12 protein-coding genes and 1 tRNA gene are annotated in these 13,616 nt (G+C 62.8%); 11 read left to right on the top strand and 2 right to left on the bottom strand.

From position 1 onward, the window contains the following. The first annotated feature begins 38 nt into the window (after positions 1 to 38). The 9 genes from fabF to RT028_RS07240 all read left to right on the top strand — a co-directional run bounded on the left by fabF (position 39) and on the right by RT028_RS07240 (position 7,998). Complete coding sequence (fabF, locus tag RT028_RS07280; protein ID WP_312934013.1) at positions 39 to 1,283, top strand: beta-ketoacyl-ACP synthase II; 1,245 nt, start codon at positions 39 to 41, stop codon at positions 1,281 to 1,283. Beyond that, positions 1,283 to 2,098 (top strand): aminodeoxychorismate lyase, encoded by an 816-nt coding sequence (gene pabC / locus RT028_RS07275; protein WP_312934011.1) that lies wholly within the window; start codon positions 1,283 to 1,285, stop codon positions 2,096 to 2,098. Before fabF ends, pabC begins: the two co-directional genes overlap by 1 nt. A 3-nt stretch (positions 2,099 to 2,101) precedes the next feature. Beyond that, positions 2,102 to 3,298 carry an endolytic transglycosylase MltG gene (gene mltG, locus RT028_RS07270; protein ID WP_312934009.1) on the top strand — a complete coding sequence of 399 codons (1,197 nt, stop codon included), beginning with the start codon at positions 2,102 to 2,104 and terminating at the stop codon, positions 3,296 to 3,298. A gap of 9 nt (positions 3,299 to 3,307) precedes the next feature. Continuing rightward, positions 3,308 to 3,940, top strand: a complete 633-nt coding sequence (gene tmk / locus RT028_RS07265; protein WP_312934007.1) for a dTMP kinase — start codon at positions 3,308 to 3,310, stop codon at positions 3,938 to 3,940. After that, positions 3,933 to 4,919, top strand: a complete 987-nt coding sequence (locus RT028_RS07260) for a DNA polymerase III subunit delta' (RefSeq protein ID WP_312934005.1) — start codon at positions 3,933 to 3,935, stop codon at positions 4,917 to 4,919. The genes tmk and RT028_RS07260 overlap by 8 nt, the downstream gene beginning before the upstream one ends. 34 nt (positions 4,920 to 4,953) lie before the next feature. After that, positions 4,954 to 5,745 carry a TatD family hydrolase gene (locus RT028_RS07255; protein WP_312934002.1) on the top strand — a complete coding sequence of 264 codons (792 nt, stop codon included), beginning with the start codon at positions 4,954 to 4,956 and terminating at the stop codon, positions 5,743 to 5,745. A gap of 358 nt (positions 5,746 to 6,103) precedes the next feature. Beyond that, entirely contained in the window at positions 6,104 to 6,739 is a 636-nt protein-coding gene (locus RT028_RS07250) for a TetR/AcrR family transcriptional regulator (protein ID WP_312933997.1), read from the top strand. A gap of 85 nt (positions 6,740 to 6,824) precedes the next feature. Next, complete coding sequence (locus RT028_RS07245) at positions 6,825 to 7,430, top strand: DUF4823 domain-containing protein (protein ID WP_312933996.1); 606 nt, start codon at positions 6,825 to 6,827, stop codon at positions 7,428 to 7,430. Between the two features lie 7 nt (positions 7,431 to 7,437). After that, positions 7,438 to 7,998 carry a DUF1285 domain-containing protein gene (locus RT028_RS07240; protein WP_312933995.1) on the top strand — a complete coding sequence of 187 codons (561 nt, stop codon included), beginning with the start codon at positions 7,438 to 7,440 and terminating at the stop codon, positions 7,996 to 7,998. Positions 7,999 to 8,101: 103 nt separating this feature from the next. Here RT028_RS07240 and RT028_RS07235 read toward each other — a convergent pair. After that, positions 8,102 to 8,177: transfer RNA gene (locus RT028_RS07235), tRNA-Asn, on the bottom strand. Between the two features lie 55 nt (positions 8,178 to 8,232). Continuing rightward, the gene (locus RT028_RS07230) at positions 8,233 to 9,435 is read right to left on the bottom strand and encodes an amino acid aminotransferase (RefSeq protein ID WP_312933993.1); all 1,203 of its coding nucleotides are present in this window, start codon (positions 9,433 to 9,435) and stop codon (positions 8,233 to 8,235) included. A gap of 279 nt (positions 9,436 to 9,714) precedes the next feature. On the opposite strand from RT028_RS07230, the gene uvrB reads away from it, so the two are divergent. After that, positions 9,715 to 11,730 (top strand): excinuclease ABC subunit UvrB, encoded by a 2,016-nt coding sequence (gene uvrB, locus RT028_RS07225; RefSeq protein WP_312933991.1) that lies wholly within the window; start codon positions 9,715 to 9,717, stop codon positions 11,728 to 11,730. A 108-nt stretch (positions 11,731 to 11,838) separates the two neighbouring features. Then, the gene (gene gltX / locus RT028_RS07220) at positions 11,839 to 13,320 is read left to right on the top strand and encodes a glutamate--tRNA ligase (protein WP_312933989.1); all 1,482 of its coding nucleotides are present in this window, start codon (positions 11,839 to 11,841) and stop codon (positions 13,318 to 13,320) included. Positions 13,321 to 13,616: the final 296 nt, after the last annotated feature.

The raw sequence follows: 13,616 nt of genomic DNA, 5'->3' as shown, positions 1-13,616 counted from the left end.
CTTTGCAAGAACAGTAGGTATTTGAAAAGGAGAGTTCTGTGTCGCGTAGACGCGTCGTGGTTACCGGTATGGGGATGCTGTCGCCACTGGGTACCGATGTGCCAAGCACATGGCAGGCCATTCTGGCTGGCCGTAGTGGTATCGGTCCGATCGAACACACGGACCTTGCGGCTTACTCCACCCGTTTTGGCGGCTCGGTGAAGGGCTTCGAGGTCGAACAGTATCTGTCGCCCAAGGAAGCTCGCAAGCTCGACCTGTTCATCCAATACGGCCTGGCGGCCGGGTTCCAGGCCGTACGCAACGCCGGGCTGGACATCACCGATGCCAACCGGGAACGCATTGGCGTGGCCATGGGTTCAGGGATTGGCGGGCTGACCAACATCGAAGAAACCAGTCGGACATTGCATGCGCAAGGTCCGCGGCGCATATCGCCGTTCTTCGTGCCGGGTTCGATCATCAACATGATTTCCGGATTCCTGTCGATCCATCTGGGTCTGCAGGGTCCTAACTATGCCATCTCTACCGCCTGCACCACGGGCACGCACTGCATAGGCATGGCGGCGCGCAACATTGCCTATGGCGAAGCCGATGTGATGATCGCCGGCGGCGCCGAGATGGCCGCGTGTGGTCTGGGCATGGGCGGCTTCGGTGCATCGCGGGCCTTGTCGACCCGCAACGATGAGCCTGCGCGTGCGAGTCGCCCGTGGGACAAAGGCCGTGATGGCTTCGTGCTGTCTGACGGCGCCGGTGCGCTGGTGCTCGAAGAGCTCGGGCATGCGCAAGCACGCGGGGCGACCATCTACGCCGAGCTGGTCGGCTTCGGCATGAGTGGTGACGCCTTCCACATGACGTCCCCGCCCGAAGACGGTGAGGGTGCGGCCCGCTGCATGGTCAACGCGCTGCGCGATGCCGGTGTTGCCCCGCAGGATGTCAGCTACATCAATGCTCACGGCACCTCCACCCCTGCTGGCGACATTGCCGAGGTGTCGGCCATCAAGCAGGTGTTTGGCGAGCACGCCTACAAGGTGGCGGTCAGCTCCACCAAGTCGATGACCGGTCACTTGCTGGGTGCTGCCGGCGCCGTCGAGGCGATCTTCAGCGTGCTGGCGATCAACAGCCAGATGGCCCCCCCGACCATCAACCTGGATGAGCCGGACGAAGGCTGTGACCTGGACTTCGTGCCACATCAGGCCCGCAGCATGCCGATCGACGTCGTGCTGTCCAACTCGTTCGGCTTCGGCGGTACCAATGGGGCCCTGGTGTTCCGCAGGTTCGTTGGCTGATGCACAGTTGGCTCGATGGCCAGCCCGCAACTGCAGTGAACCTGCAGAATCGGGGGCTGGCCTACGGCGATGGCCTGTTCGAGACCATCGCCGTGCGGGCAGGGTGTCCGAGTTTGCTCGACGCGCACCTCGCGCGCCTGGCGTCGGGTTGCCAGCGCCTGCTCATTCCTGCGGATCTGGCCCTGGTGCGTGATGAAGTCGTGCGCTATGCCAGGGCCGTTGGCGACGGTGTGGTCAAGCTGATCCTCACCCGCGGCGACAGCGCGCGCGGCTATGCCGGCGCGCCAGCTGCTGCGCCCCGGCGCCTGCTCCAGGCTGGCCCTCTGCCGCAGTACCCTCAGGCCCATGCCGAAGCCGGCGTGCGCCTGTTTGCGTGCCAGACACGCCTGGCCGAACAACCGCTGCTGGCCGGCCTCAAGCACCTCAATCGCCTGGAGCAGGTCATGGCCCGTGCCGAATGGCAGGACGTTGAGCATGCCGAAGGCCTGGTGCGCGACATGCAGGGCAGGGTGGTCGAAGGTGTCTACAGCAACCTGTTTCTGGTGCGCGACAACCAGTTGATCACGCCTGATCTGTCCCGCTGCGGCGTGGCGGGTGTGATGCGCGCAGCGCTCCTGCAGCAGGCCGGCGTGTTGGGCATTGCGATAAAGGTGCGCGATGTCTCGATCGAAGAACTGCAGCAGGCTGACGAAGTGTTCGTCTGCAACAGCGTCTATGGCATCTGGCCTGTTCGTGCCCTGGGTACGCTGAACTGGTCGCCAGGGCCGCTCACCCGTAAACTGCAGGCCGTTGCCCGTACGCTACTGGAAACCTGATTCGTGAGACGTAAACTCCTCCTGCTCCTGGAAATAGGCCTGCTCCTGGCCGGCCTGACGTTTGGCTGGGCGGCCTGGAAAGTGCACTCGGTGGTCGACCAGCCTCTGCAGCTCACTGAAGAGCGCATGCTCGATGTGCCCAGCGGCACCACGCCCAATCGCATGTTCTACCGTATGCAGAGTGACGGGCTGCTCGATGAAGCGGTGTGGCTGCGCCTCTACTGGCGCTTCAACATGGCCGGCACCGCGCTGCACACCGGCGAGTACCGGCTCAAGCCCGGCATGACCATGGGCGAGCTGTTCGAGGCCTGGCGTCGGGGTGATGTGGTGCAATACACCCTCACCCTGGTCGAGGGCTGGAATTTCCGTCAGGTGCGCTCGGCGCTGGCGCGCCACGAAACCCTTGAACACACCCTCGATGGCCTGAGCGATGCCGAGGTCATGGACAAGCTGGGTCATGCCGGTGTGTTCCCCGAAGGTCGCTTCTTCCCCGACACCTACCGTTTCGTGCGCGGCATGTCCGATGTCGAGCTGTTGCAGCAGGCCTACCAGCGCCTGGACGAGGTGCTGGCCAAGGAATGGGCTGCGCGTGCCGCCGACCTGCCTTACCGCGATCCCTATCAGGCGCTGATCATGGCTTCGCTGGTCGAGAAGGAAACCGGCATCGTGCAAGAGCGCGGGCAGATCGCGGGGGTGTTCATCCGGCGCTTGCGCCTTGGCATGATGCTGCAGACCGACCCCACCGTCATCTATGGCATGGGCGAGCGCTATAACGGCCGGATCACCCGCGCTGACCTGCGCGCGCCCACGCCTTACAACACCTACACCATGACCGGGCTGCCGCCGACGCCGATTGCCATGGTCGGCCGCGAGGCAATTCACGCGGCGCTCAACCCGTCCGATGGCACCAGCCTGTACTTCGTGGCACGTGGTGATGGCAGCCATGTGTTCTCCGACGACCTGGACAACCATAATTCGGCCGTTCGCGAGTTCCAGCTCAAACGTCGCGCCGACTACCGTTCCAGCCCTGCAGCACCGGGCAGTTCGTCATCGGCACCGGTCGAGCGCGCACCTGCCGATCAGGTGCCGGCGTCACCGCAAGAAAGCACACCTCCTGGCGTCAAAACAGAATCCGACGCCGCCGCACCGTCCGGCGAAGCGACCCCTGAGCCGGCGCCGGTGCCCGAAAACACTCATTAAGGACTGCTTGTGAGCGGCTTGTTCATTACCCTCGAAGGGCCAGAAGGCGCCGGGAAGACCACCAACCGTGAATACCTGGCCGCGCGCCTGCGCGAGCAGGGTGTGGATGTGGTGCTCAGTCGTGAGCCGGGTGGTACGCCGATGGCTGAGCGCATTCGCGAGCTGTTGCTCGAGCCTGGCGATGAAGCCATGGCCACTGACACGGAACTGCTGCTGATGTTCGCCGCCCGCGCCCAGCACCTGGCGCAGGTGATCCTGCCGGCGCTGGCGCGTGGGGCGGTGGTGATCTGTGATCGCTTCACCGATGCCACCTACGCCTATCAAGGCGGCGGCCGAGGTCTGCCGATGGAGCGCATTGCGACCTTGGAGGCGTTCGTGCAACAGGGCCTGCGCCCCGACCTGACGCTGATTTTCGATCTGCCGGTGGAGGTGGGGCTGTCTCGTGCTGCAGCGCGCGGTCGTCTCGATCGCTTCGAGCGCGAAGGTCGCGACTTCTTCGAAGCCGTCCGCCAGACCTACCTCGACCGTGCCGCCGCGCAACCCGAACGGTACCGTCTGCTCGACGCGGGTCAGCCGCTGGACGCGGTGCAGCGTGCCCTCGATGGTCTGTTGCCCGGCATTCTGGACCGCTGCCGTGGCTGAGGCCTATCCCTGGCAGGAGGCGCTCTGGCAGCAACTGGCAGGCCGTGCCCAGCACGCCCATGCCTATCTTCTGCACGGTCCTCAGGGCACGGGCAAGCGGGCCTTGGCCGAGCGTCTGATGGCACGGCTGTTGTGTCAGCAACCGCGCGATACCGACGCCTGTGGCCAGTGCAAGTCCTGCTTGTTGCTGAAGGCCGGCACGCACCCGGACAACTTCATCCTCGAACCGGAAGAGGCCGACAAGCCGATCAAGGTCGACCAGGTCCGTGAGCTGGTGGCCTTTGTCGTGCAGACCGCGCAGTTGGGCGGGCGCAAGGTGGTGCTGATCGAGCCCGTGGAGGCCATGAACATCAATGCGGCCAACGCCTTGCTGAAAAGCCTCGAGGAACCGTCGGGCGATACCGTGCTGCTGTTGGTCAGTCATCAGCCCAGCCGGTTGCTGCCGACGGTCAAGAGCCGTTGCCAGCAGATCGCCTGCCCGCTGCCGAGCCAGGCGCAAAGCCAGGCCTGGTTGGCGTCGGCCTTGCCCGATGCTGAAGAACACGAGCGCCAGGAGTTGCTGGCATTGGCCTCGGGCTCTGCCTTGATGGCCTTGAGCTTGCACCAGCAAGGGGTGCGCGAGCAGCGTGCGCTGGTGGTCGAAGGGGTGAAGAAGTTGCTCAAGCAGCAACAGTCGCCAAGCCAGCTTGCCGAGGCCTGGAATGGCGTGCCGTTGTTGCGCCTGTTCGACTGGTTCTGCGAATGGTCCCAGCGCGTGTTGCGCTATCAGCTGACCCAGGACGAGCAAGGTCTGGGGCTGGCCGACATGCGCAAGGTCGTGCAGTACCTGGCGCAGAAGAGTCGCCAGGCCAGTGTGCTCGACACCCAGACCTGGATTCTGGACCAGCGCCAGAAGGTGCTGGGCAAAGCCAACCTCAACCGTGCGCTGCTGCTGGAGGCGCTGCTGGCCCAGTGGGCGCAGTTGCCCGGCACGCGATGACCCTCTCTACTGATCAACGGATGTCTGTTTCGCCATGCTTGTAGATTCTCACTGCCACCTCGATCGTCTGGACCTCAGCGCCCATCAGGGCTCGCTCGACGCCGCGCTGCATGCTGCGCGCGAGCGCGGGGTAGGGCATTTCCTGTGCATCGGCGTCAGCGCCGACAACGCCGCTGCCGTCAAGGCGCTGAGCGAGCGGTACGCCGACGTCGACTGCTCGGTCGGTATCCACCCCCTCGACCTGACGCCGGGTGAAACCCCGGCACTGGACTGGTTGCTGGGCGAGCTGGCGCATCCCCATGTGGTGGCCATTGGTGAAACCGGTCTGGACTACCACTACGAGCCTGAGGCTGCGCAGGTGCAGCAGGCGTCGTTTCGCTTGCACCTGGAGGCTTCACGGCGCACTGGCAAGCCGGTGATTGTCCACACCCGTGCCGCCAAGGCCGATACATTGTCCCTGCTCGGCGAGTTCAGCCTGCCACAAGCCGGCGTGCTGCATTGCTTCACCGAAGACTGGGAGATGGCCAAGGCGGCGCTGGACCTGGGCTACTACATCTCGCTGTCGGGCATCGTCACCTTCCGCAATGCCGAAGCGCTGCGCGAGGTGGCGCGCAAGGTGCCGTCCGACCGCCTGCTGGTGGAAACCGATTCCCCCTACCTGGCGCCCATTCCGCACCGCGGCAAGCCCAACCTGCCGCAGTACGTGCGCGAGGTCGCCGAGTTCATCGCCTCGCTGCGCAGCGAAAGCTATGAGGGGCTGGCTGCGCAGACCACGGACAACTTCAAGCGGTTGTTCCCCTTGGCCCGCGTGGCCGACCAGGTCTGACCCGACAGGCAAAAAAAACCCGGGTTCTGGGGGGACGGAATCCGGGTCAAGACCATTAGGAGTTGAACAAAGGTGCGCGGTCCTTGGCACCTTCATTGGCGCATGGCTGGGGGGTGCCACGCGCCAACACTTTCAGTATTGGTCAGGATTGGCGCAGTGCCAGTGTTCATTGGTTGTTTTTTAATCAGCTGGGCATCGAGCTGCCGAATGGTCGAGCAACGGGCGTGTTGCGGCCCCACGCCCGGGCGGGTTCAGCCCTATGAAGGTGATCGGGAAAGTGATCGATGGTCGATGTTCCGTGCTTTTTGCGGCTAGTTAGGCATAATAATCCGCTTCGATTTTCAGCCAGTCTTCCCCCATGCAGAAAGAACCTCGTAAGGTCCGTGAATTTCGCCGCCGCGAGCAGGAAATCCTCGACACCTCCCTGAAGCTGTTTCTCGAACAAGGTGAAGACAGCGTCACCGTCGAGATGATTGCCGATGCGGTCGGTATCGGCAAAGGCACCATCTACAAACACTTCAAATCCAAGGCCGAGATCTACCTGCGCCTGATGCTCGACTACGAGCGTGACCTCAACACCTTGTTGCACTCCGATGACGTGGACCGTGATCAGGAAGCGCTGTCGCGCGCCTATTTCGAGTTCCGCATGCGTGATCCACAGCGCTATCGCCTGTTCGATCGGCTGGAGGAAAAGGTCGTCAAGGGCAATCAGGTGCCTGAAATGGTCGAGGAGCTGCACCGCATCCGCGCCTCCAACTTCGAACGGCTCACCCTGCTGATCAAAGGCCGGATCAGCGAGGGCAAGCTCGAAGACGTGCCGCCTTATTTCCACTACTGCGCTGCCTGGGCTCTGGTGCATGGCGCGGTGGCCCTCTACCACTCGCCCTTCTGGAGCAATGTGCTGGAAGATCAGGAAGGTTTCTTCCAGTTCCTCATGGACATTGGCGTGCGCATGGGCAACAAGCGCAAGCGCGACGCCGAACCCGCTGCATGAAACTGCGCTCCGCGTCCGGACATGGCGCAAAAGCTGCATCAGCCGCCTGATCGTCGGTTTTTCGACACCGACACGGGGAGGAACGATGCGGAGCCTGTTTTTGCTGCTGGCGCTGTTGGCGCTAGGCGGCTGCATGAAGGTCAGCGACATGGGCGAGGGGGTGCGCTATCAGCTGAGCGACGCCGGCCTGCTCGATCACAGCGACACTCGACGCACGCTGTCGGTACGTCTGCAGCCGGACTCGTTCATCTTCATCGGCCAGGGTGCCTTCGTACCGCCGGGCAAAGGCCCGCAGCCCCGGCAGAATGTGGTGGCGGAGGAGGCGTTCAAGGCGTTCGTCGAGTATTTCCCGCTGGTGCGTCGTGCCCAAGGCCCGTTGGGGCTGGAAGAGGCGCTGAACGAAGCGCGGTCACTGGGTGCGCACTACGTGCTCTATACCCGCTACGCCCGTACCGACGACCGTATCGGCAACGGCGATCAATGGTACGACGAGCAAGCCGTCGACCGTCTGGGCTGGGATTCTGGCGTGGTGCAGATGATGCTCATCGAAACCGGTACCCGTTACCTCATCGACTCAGTGCGCATCAAGAGCCGTGGCGGATTGTTGACGCTGCACGACACCCGGCCTGAGGATTTGCTTGGCGCGCCCATGCGCGAGTACGCTCAAAGCCTCGTAGGCATGAGTCGTTGAGGGCAGCATGACTGATTCTGGCAAGGCCGGTGAATTGCTGGCGCAGGTCCCGAAGGGCTCGGGGCGTGCGCCCGTGCACCTGTGGAACCCTGACTTCTGCGGCGACATCGACATGCGCATTGCGCGCGATGGCACCTGGTACTACCTGGGTACGCCTATCGGCCGCAAGCCCATGGTGCGGCTGTTTTCGTCGATCCTGCGCCGCGATGGCGATGACTACTTTCTGGTGACGCCCGTTGAAAAGGTTGGCATCCGTGTCGATGATGCGCCGTTCGTGGCCGTTCTGCTGGAGGTCATCGGAGAGGGCGAGCAGCAAGTGCTGCGCTTCACCACCCAGGTCGATGAGCAGATCGATGCGGGGCCGGAGCACCCGATCGATATCACCACCGATCCGCTCGATGGACAGCCCTCGCCGTATGTACGGGTGCACGGCAATCTGCACGCCTTGATCCACCGCAATGTGTTCTACCAGATGGTCGAGCTGGCGGTGCCGAGGCTTATCGACGGTCAGGAGTGGTTGGGGGTGTGGAGCAGCGGGGTGTTCTACCGAATGGGTGTGGCCGGCTAGGTGCGGCCGGCCAGGGTACGTCCGGCCAATGCGCACGGCCTGCGCTGAAGTCAGGCTATAAAAAAACCTCCAGTGCTCACGCAACTGGAGGTTTTTTTCTATCTGGCTCCGCGACCTGGACTCGAACCAGGGACCCAATGATTAACAGTCATTTGCTCTACCGACTGAGCTATCGCGGAATGTGCGCGTATCTTACTGATTGCAAAGGGGAAGTCAACCTTCCCCGTGCATCGGTCAGGGCTTCAGAACCTCGACGATCGCCTTGGTGACGACGTGAATGTTGGCCTGATTCAACGCCGCCACGCAGATGCGCCCGGTGTCCAGCGCATAGATGCCGAACTGCTCTTTCAGATCTGCAACCTGCTCAGCGCTAAGGCCGGAGTAAGAGAACATGCCGCGCTGACGGCCCACGAAGCTGAAGTCGCGCTGCGCGCCATACTCGGCCAGCAGCTCGACCATCTGCTTGCGCATGCCGTGGATGCGTTGACGCATCTCGCCCAGCTCGGTTTCCCACATCTGCCGCAGCTCGGGGCTGTTGAGCACAGCTGAGACGATGCTCGCGCCATGCGTGGGGGGGTTGGAGTAGGTGGTGCGGATCACGCGCTTGACCTGCGACAGCACGCGGGTCGCTTCATCCTTGGAGCCTGTGACGATCGACAGTGCACCGACGCGCTCACCGTACAGCGAGAACGATTTGGAGAAGGAGCTGGAGACGAAGAAGTCCAGGCCCGACTCGGCGAACAGGCGCACGGCGAAGGCGTCTTCATGGATGCCGTCGCCAAAGCCCTGGTAGGCCATGTCGAGGAACGGTACGTGGCCTTTGGCCTTGACTACCTCGAGCACGTTTTTCCAGTCATCCAGGCTGAGGTCCACGCCCGTCGGGTTGTGGCAGCAGGCGTGCAATACGATGATCGAGCCCGACGGCAGGTTCTGCAGATCTTCGAGCATTCCGGCACGGTTCACGTCGTGGCTGGCAGCATCGTAATAGCGGTAGTTCTGTACGGGGAAACCGGCAGTCTCGAACAGCGCGCGGTGGTTTTCCCAGCTGGGGTCACTGATGGCGACGACGGCCTCAGGGCTCAGACGCTTGAGGAAATCGGCGCCGATTTTCAGCGCGCCCGTTCCGCCTACGGCCTGCACGGTGACGACGCGGCCTGCGCTCAGCAGTGCCGATTGCGCGCCGAACAGCAGCGTCTGCACGGCCTGGTCATAGCTGGCGATACCGTCGATAGGCAGGTAACCGCGCGACACTTGCTGGGCGGTGCGCTGGCGCTCGGCTTCGATCACTGCGCGCAGCAGTGGAATCCGCCCCTGTTCGTCGGAGTACACGCCCACGCCCAGGTTGACCTTGTCGGTCCGAGGGTCGGCATTGAATGCTTCGTTAAGGCCCAGAATGGGATCGCGGGGTGCCAGCTCAACAGCGGAAAACAGGCTCATTTTACCTTGGCTCTGATTGAAGGATGGGAGCGCGCGCACCCTTCAGCCGACATGCACTGAAGCGGTGCACAAACGGGGAGTCAGTATAGAGACAGCGCCGCTGCGCTGCGACAGTCTGGCGCAGCTTTTACGGGTTTTGGGGTGAATTTTTTCCAACCATTGCTCGATCTGCCAGGTCCACTGCACAGCAGCCGGTCGCGCCACCCATGAAAGCATTCTGGGTTGCGCGCAAATGGGTATAAACTACTGGCTAAATTTACAGGTGGCAGAGGTCGTTCCATGTCCGAATTCCAGCTCGTGACCCGTTTTGAGCCTGCAGGTGATCAGCCCGAGGCCATCCGGCAGATGGTCGAAGGGATCCATGCAGGCCTGGCGCATCAGACCTTGCTCGGGGTCACTGGCTCCGGCAAGACCTTCAGCATTGCCAACGTCATTGCCCAGGTGAAGCGGCCCACGCTGGTGCTGGCGCCCAACAAGACCCTCGCTGCCCAGTTGTACGGCGAGTTCAAGGCCTTCTTCCCCAATAACGCCGTCGAGTACTTCGTTTCCTATTACGACTACTACCAGCCAGAAGCCTATGTGCCATCGTCGGACACCTTCATCGAAAAGGATGCCTCGATCAACGACCATATCGAGCAGATGCGCCTGTCGGCCACCAAGGCCCTGCTGGAGCGCCGGGACGCGATCATCGTCACCACCGTCTCGTGCATCTACGGCCTGGGCAGCCCCGACACGTACCTGAAGATGGTGCTGCACATCGACCGTGGCGACAAACTCGATCAGCGCGCCTTGCTGCGCCGCCTGGCTGACCTGCAATACACGCGCAATGAAATGGATTTTGCCCGGGCCACGTTCCGTGTGCGCGGCGATGTCATCGACGTGTTCCCGGCAGAGTCGGATCTGGAAGCCATTCGCATCGAGCTGTTCGATGACGAGGTCGAGAACATCGCTGCGTTCGACCCGCTCACCGGCGAGGTGATTCGCAAGCTGCCGCGCTTCACCTTCTATCCCAAAAGCCACTACGTCACGCCGCGCTCGACGCTGCTCGATGCCATGGAAGGGATCAAGGCCGAGCTCAAGGATCGCCTGGAATACCTGCACAAGAGCAACAAGCTGGTGGAGGCGCAGCGCCTCGAACAGCGCACCCGCTTCGACCTGGAAATGATCCTCGAACTGGGTTACTGCAACGGCATCGAGAACTACTCGCGCTATCTGTCCGGTCGCCCGTCCGGTGCGGCGCCGCCCACCCTCTACGACTATCTGCCGCATGACGCCCTGCTGGTGATCGACGAATCCCACGTCAGCGTTCCGCAGGTCGGTGCCATGTACAAGGGCGACCGCTCGCGCAAGGAAACCCTCGTGGAATACGGCTTCCGCCTGCCCTCGGCGCTGGACAACCGGCCCATGCGCTTCGACGAGTGGGAGTCGATCAGCCCGCAGACCATCTTCGTTTCAGCCACCCCGGGCCCTTACGAGTCCGAGCACGCCGGGCGTGTGATCGAGCAGGTGGTGCGGCCCACCGGCCTGATCGATCCGCCCGTCGAGGTGCGGCCCGCACGGACCCAGGTCGATGATCTGCTGTCTGAGATTCGCAAGCGTGTGGCGGTGGGCGAGCGGGTGCTTGCCACCACCCTGACCAAACGCATGTCCGAAGACCTCACCGATTACCTGGCCGACCACGATGTCAAGGTGCGTTACCTGCACTCGGACATCGACACCGTCGAGCGCGTGGAGATCATCCGCGACCTGCGTCTGGGCACCTTCGATGTGCTGGTCGGCATCAACCTGTTGCGCGAGGGCCTCGACATGCCGGAGGTCTCGCTGGTAGCGATCCTCGATGCCGACAAGGAAGGCTTTCTGCGCTCGGAGCGTTCGCTGATCCAGACCATCGGCCGTGCGGCGCGCAACCTCAACGGTCGCGCCATCCTGTATGGCGACCAGATCACCGGCTCCATGCAGCGTGCGATCGATGAAACCGACCGTCGCCGCGAGAAGCAGATCGCGTTCAACGAAGCGCACGGCATCGTGCCCAAGGGCGTGGTCAAGGACATCACCGATATCCTCGAAGGCGCGGTCGTGCCGGGCGCACGGAGCAAGAAGCGCAAGAACGCGGCCAAGGCGGCCGAGGAAACTGCCCAGGCCGAGGCCCGGCTCAAGACCCCGGCCGACATCACCAAGCGCATCAAGCAACTCGAAGAGCGGATGTTCCAGGCTGCCCGCGATCTGGAGTTCGAGACCGCCGCTCAATTGCGCGACGAAGTCGGCAAGCTGCGTGACCGCTTGCTCGCCAGCTGAGGCGCGTTGCCTGGGCCCGCACGGGGTCCAGGCGCTGCCATGGCTGGAGCAGCATGCCTGCTCCCTGCTAACATCGCGCCTTTGTTTCATTGCCCTCCGAGACCCCCAATGACCACCGTTCGTACGCGTATCGCGCCATCGCCCACCGGCGATCCCCATGTCGGCACTGCCTACATCGCCTTGTTCAACTACTGCTTCGCCAAGCAGCACGGCGGTGAGTTCATCCTGCGCATCGAGGACACCGATCAGTTGCGTTCGACCCGGGAGTCGGAGCAGCAGATCTTCGACGCCCTGCGCTGGTTGGGTATCGAGTGGAACGAGGGCCCGGATGTGGGTGGCCCGCACGGCCCTTACCGGCAGAGCGAGCGTGGTGAAATCTATGCTCGCTATGCCAAGCAGCTGGTCGAGGCCGGTCATGCGTTCTATTGCTTCTGCAGCGCCGAGGAGCTCGAGCAGATGCGTGCCGAGCAGATGGCGCGTGGCGAGACGCCGCGCTATGACGGTCGCGCCCTGCAATTGAGCGCTGAGGAAGTCGAGCAGCGCCTGCAGGCGGGCGAGCCTCATGTGATCCGCATGAAGGTGCCCAGCGAAGGTGTCTGCGTGGTGCCGGACATGCTGCGCGGTGATGTGGAAATCCCTTGGGACCGCATGGACATGCAGGTGCTGATGAAGAACGACGGGCTGCCGACCTATTTCCTTGCCAACGTCGTCGATGACCACCTGATGGGCATCACCCATGTGTTGCGGGGCGAAGAATGGCTGCCTTCGGCGCCCAAGCTGATCAAGCTCTATGAGTACTTCGGCTGGGAACAACCGGTGCTGTGCTACATGCCGCTGTTGCGTAACCCCGACAAGAGCAAGCTGTCCAAGCGCAAGAACCCCACCTCGGTGACCTTCTACGAGCGCATGGGCTTCCTCCCCGAGGCGATGCTGAACTACCTCGGGCGCATGGGCTGGTCGATGCCTGACGAGCGCGAGAAGTTCTCGCTGGCCGAAATGGTCGAGCATTTCGACCTGTCTCGCGTGTCGCTGGGTGGGCCGATCTTCGACATCGACAAGCTGTCCTGGCTCAACGGCCAGTGGCTGCGTGAATTGCCGGTCGAGCAGTTCGCCGCACGACTGCAGAAGTGGGCGTTCAACAGCGATTACATGATGAAGATCGCGCCGCATGTGCAGGGCCGTGTCGAGACGTTCAGCCAGGTCGTGCCGCTGGGTGGGTTCTTCTTCGAAGGAGGCGTGGCGCTCGATGCCAGCCTGTTGCAGAGCAAGAAGCTCAGCGCAGACCAGGTACGCCAGGTCATGCAGCTGATTCTGTGGAAGCTCGAAGGCCTGCGTCAGTGGGAGAAGGAGCGCATCACCGGCTGCATCCAGGCGGTGGTCGAGGCGTTGTCGTTGAAGCTGCGCGATGCCATGCCGCTGATGTTCGCTGCAATCACAGGGCAGGCCAGCTCGGTGTCGGTGCTCGATGCCATGGAAATCCTCGGCCCGGACCTCACGCGTTACCGTTTGCGCCAGGCGCTGGACCTGCTGGGCGGTGTCTCGAAGAAAGAAAACAAAGAGTGGGAAAAGCTGCTCGCAAGCATCGCCTGAAGGGTGTGAGGGGGCAGGGTAGGCCCGTGTCCTCGGGGTGATGAACCCGTCACCTGCAGAATCAAACCGGTGAGCGACGGGGCGGGGCGTTAAGTGATTGTTATCTGAGAAAATTTTTTAAGTCATTTTAAAAAATAAGTTTGACAGACAGGCAATCGGATTTTAATATGCGCCCCGTCCACAGCGACGAGCCAACATGAAACGCCAGGCACCCAGCCAGCGCTTCGGCAACTCGCGACATTGTGGGGCTATAGCTCAGCTGGGAGAGCGCCTGCATGGCATGCAGGAGGTCAGCG

This window comes from Pseudomonas sp. (assembly GCF_032058845.1).
In the GTDB taxonomy this organism is placed as follows: domain Bacteria; phylum Pseudomonadota; class Gammaproteobacteria; order Pseudomonadales; family Pseudomonadaceae; genus Aquipseudomonas.
Note: the sequence above shows the minus strand (reverse complement) of the source record. Positions and strands in the feature narration are given on the sequence as shown.

Coding starts and splice junctions, on each gene's coding strand:
- gltX (WP_312933989.1), top strand. CDS start 11,839: ATGACCACCGTTCGTACGCGTATCGCGCCATCGCCCACCGGCGATCCC.
- RT028_RS07255 (WP_312934002.1), top strand. CDS start 4,954: ATGCTTGTAGATTCTCACTGCCACCTCGATCGTCTGGACCTCAGCGCC.
- RT028_RS07245 (WP_312933996.1), top strand. CDS start 6,825: ATGCGGAGCCTGTTTTTGCTGCTGGCGCTGTTGGCGCTAGGCGGCTGC.
- RT028_RS07240 (WP_312933995.1), top strand. CDS start 7,438: ATGACTGATTCTGGCAAGGCCGGTGAATTGCTGGCGCAGGTCCCGAAG.
- RT028_RS07230 (WP_312933993.1), bottom strand. CDS start 9,435: ATGAGCCTGTTTTCCGCTGTTGAGCTGGCACCCCGCGATCCCATTCTG.
- pabC (WP_312934011.1), top strand. CDS start 1,283: ATGCACAGTTGGCTCGATGGCCAGCCCGCAACTGCAGTGAACCTGCAG.
- RT028_RS07250 (WP_312933997.1), top strand. CDS start 6,104: ATGCAGAAAGAACCTCGTAAGGTCCGTGAATTTCGCCGCCGCGAGCAG.
- uvrB (WP_312933991.1), top strand. CDS start 9,715: ATGTCCGAATTCCAGCTCGTGACCCGTTTTGAGCCTGCAGGTGATCAG.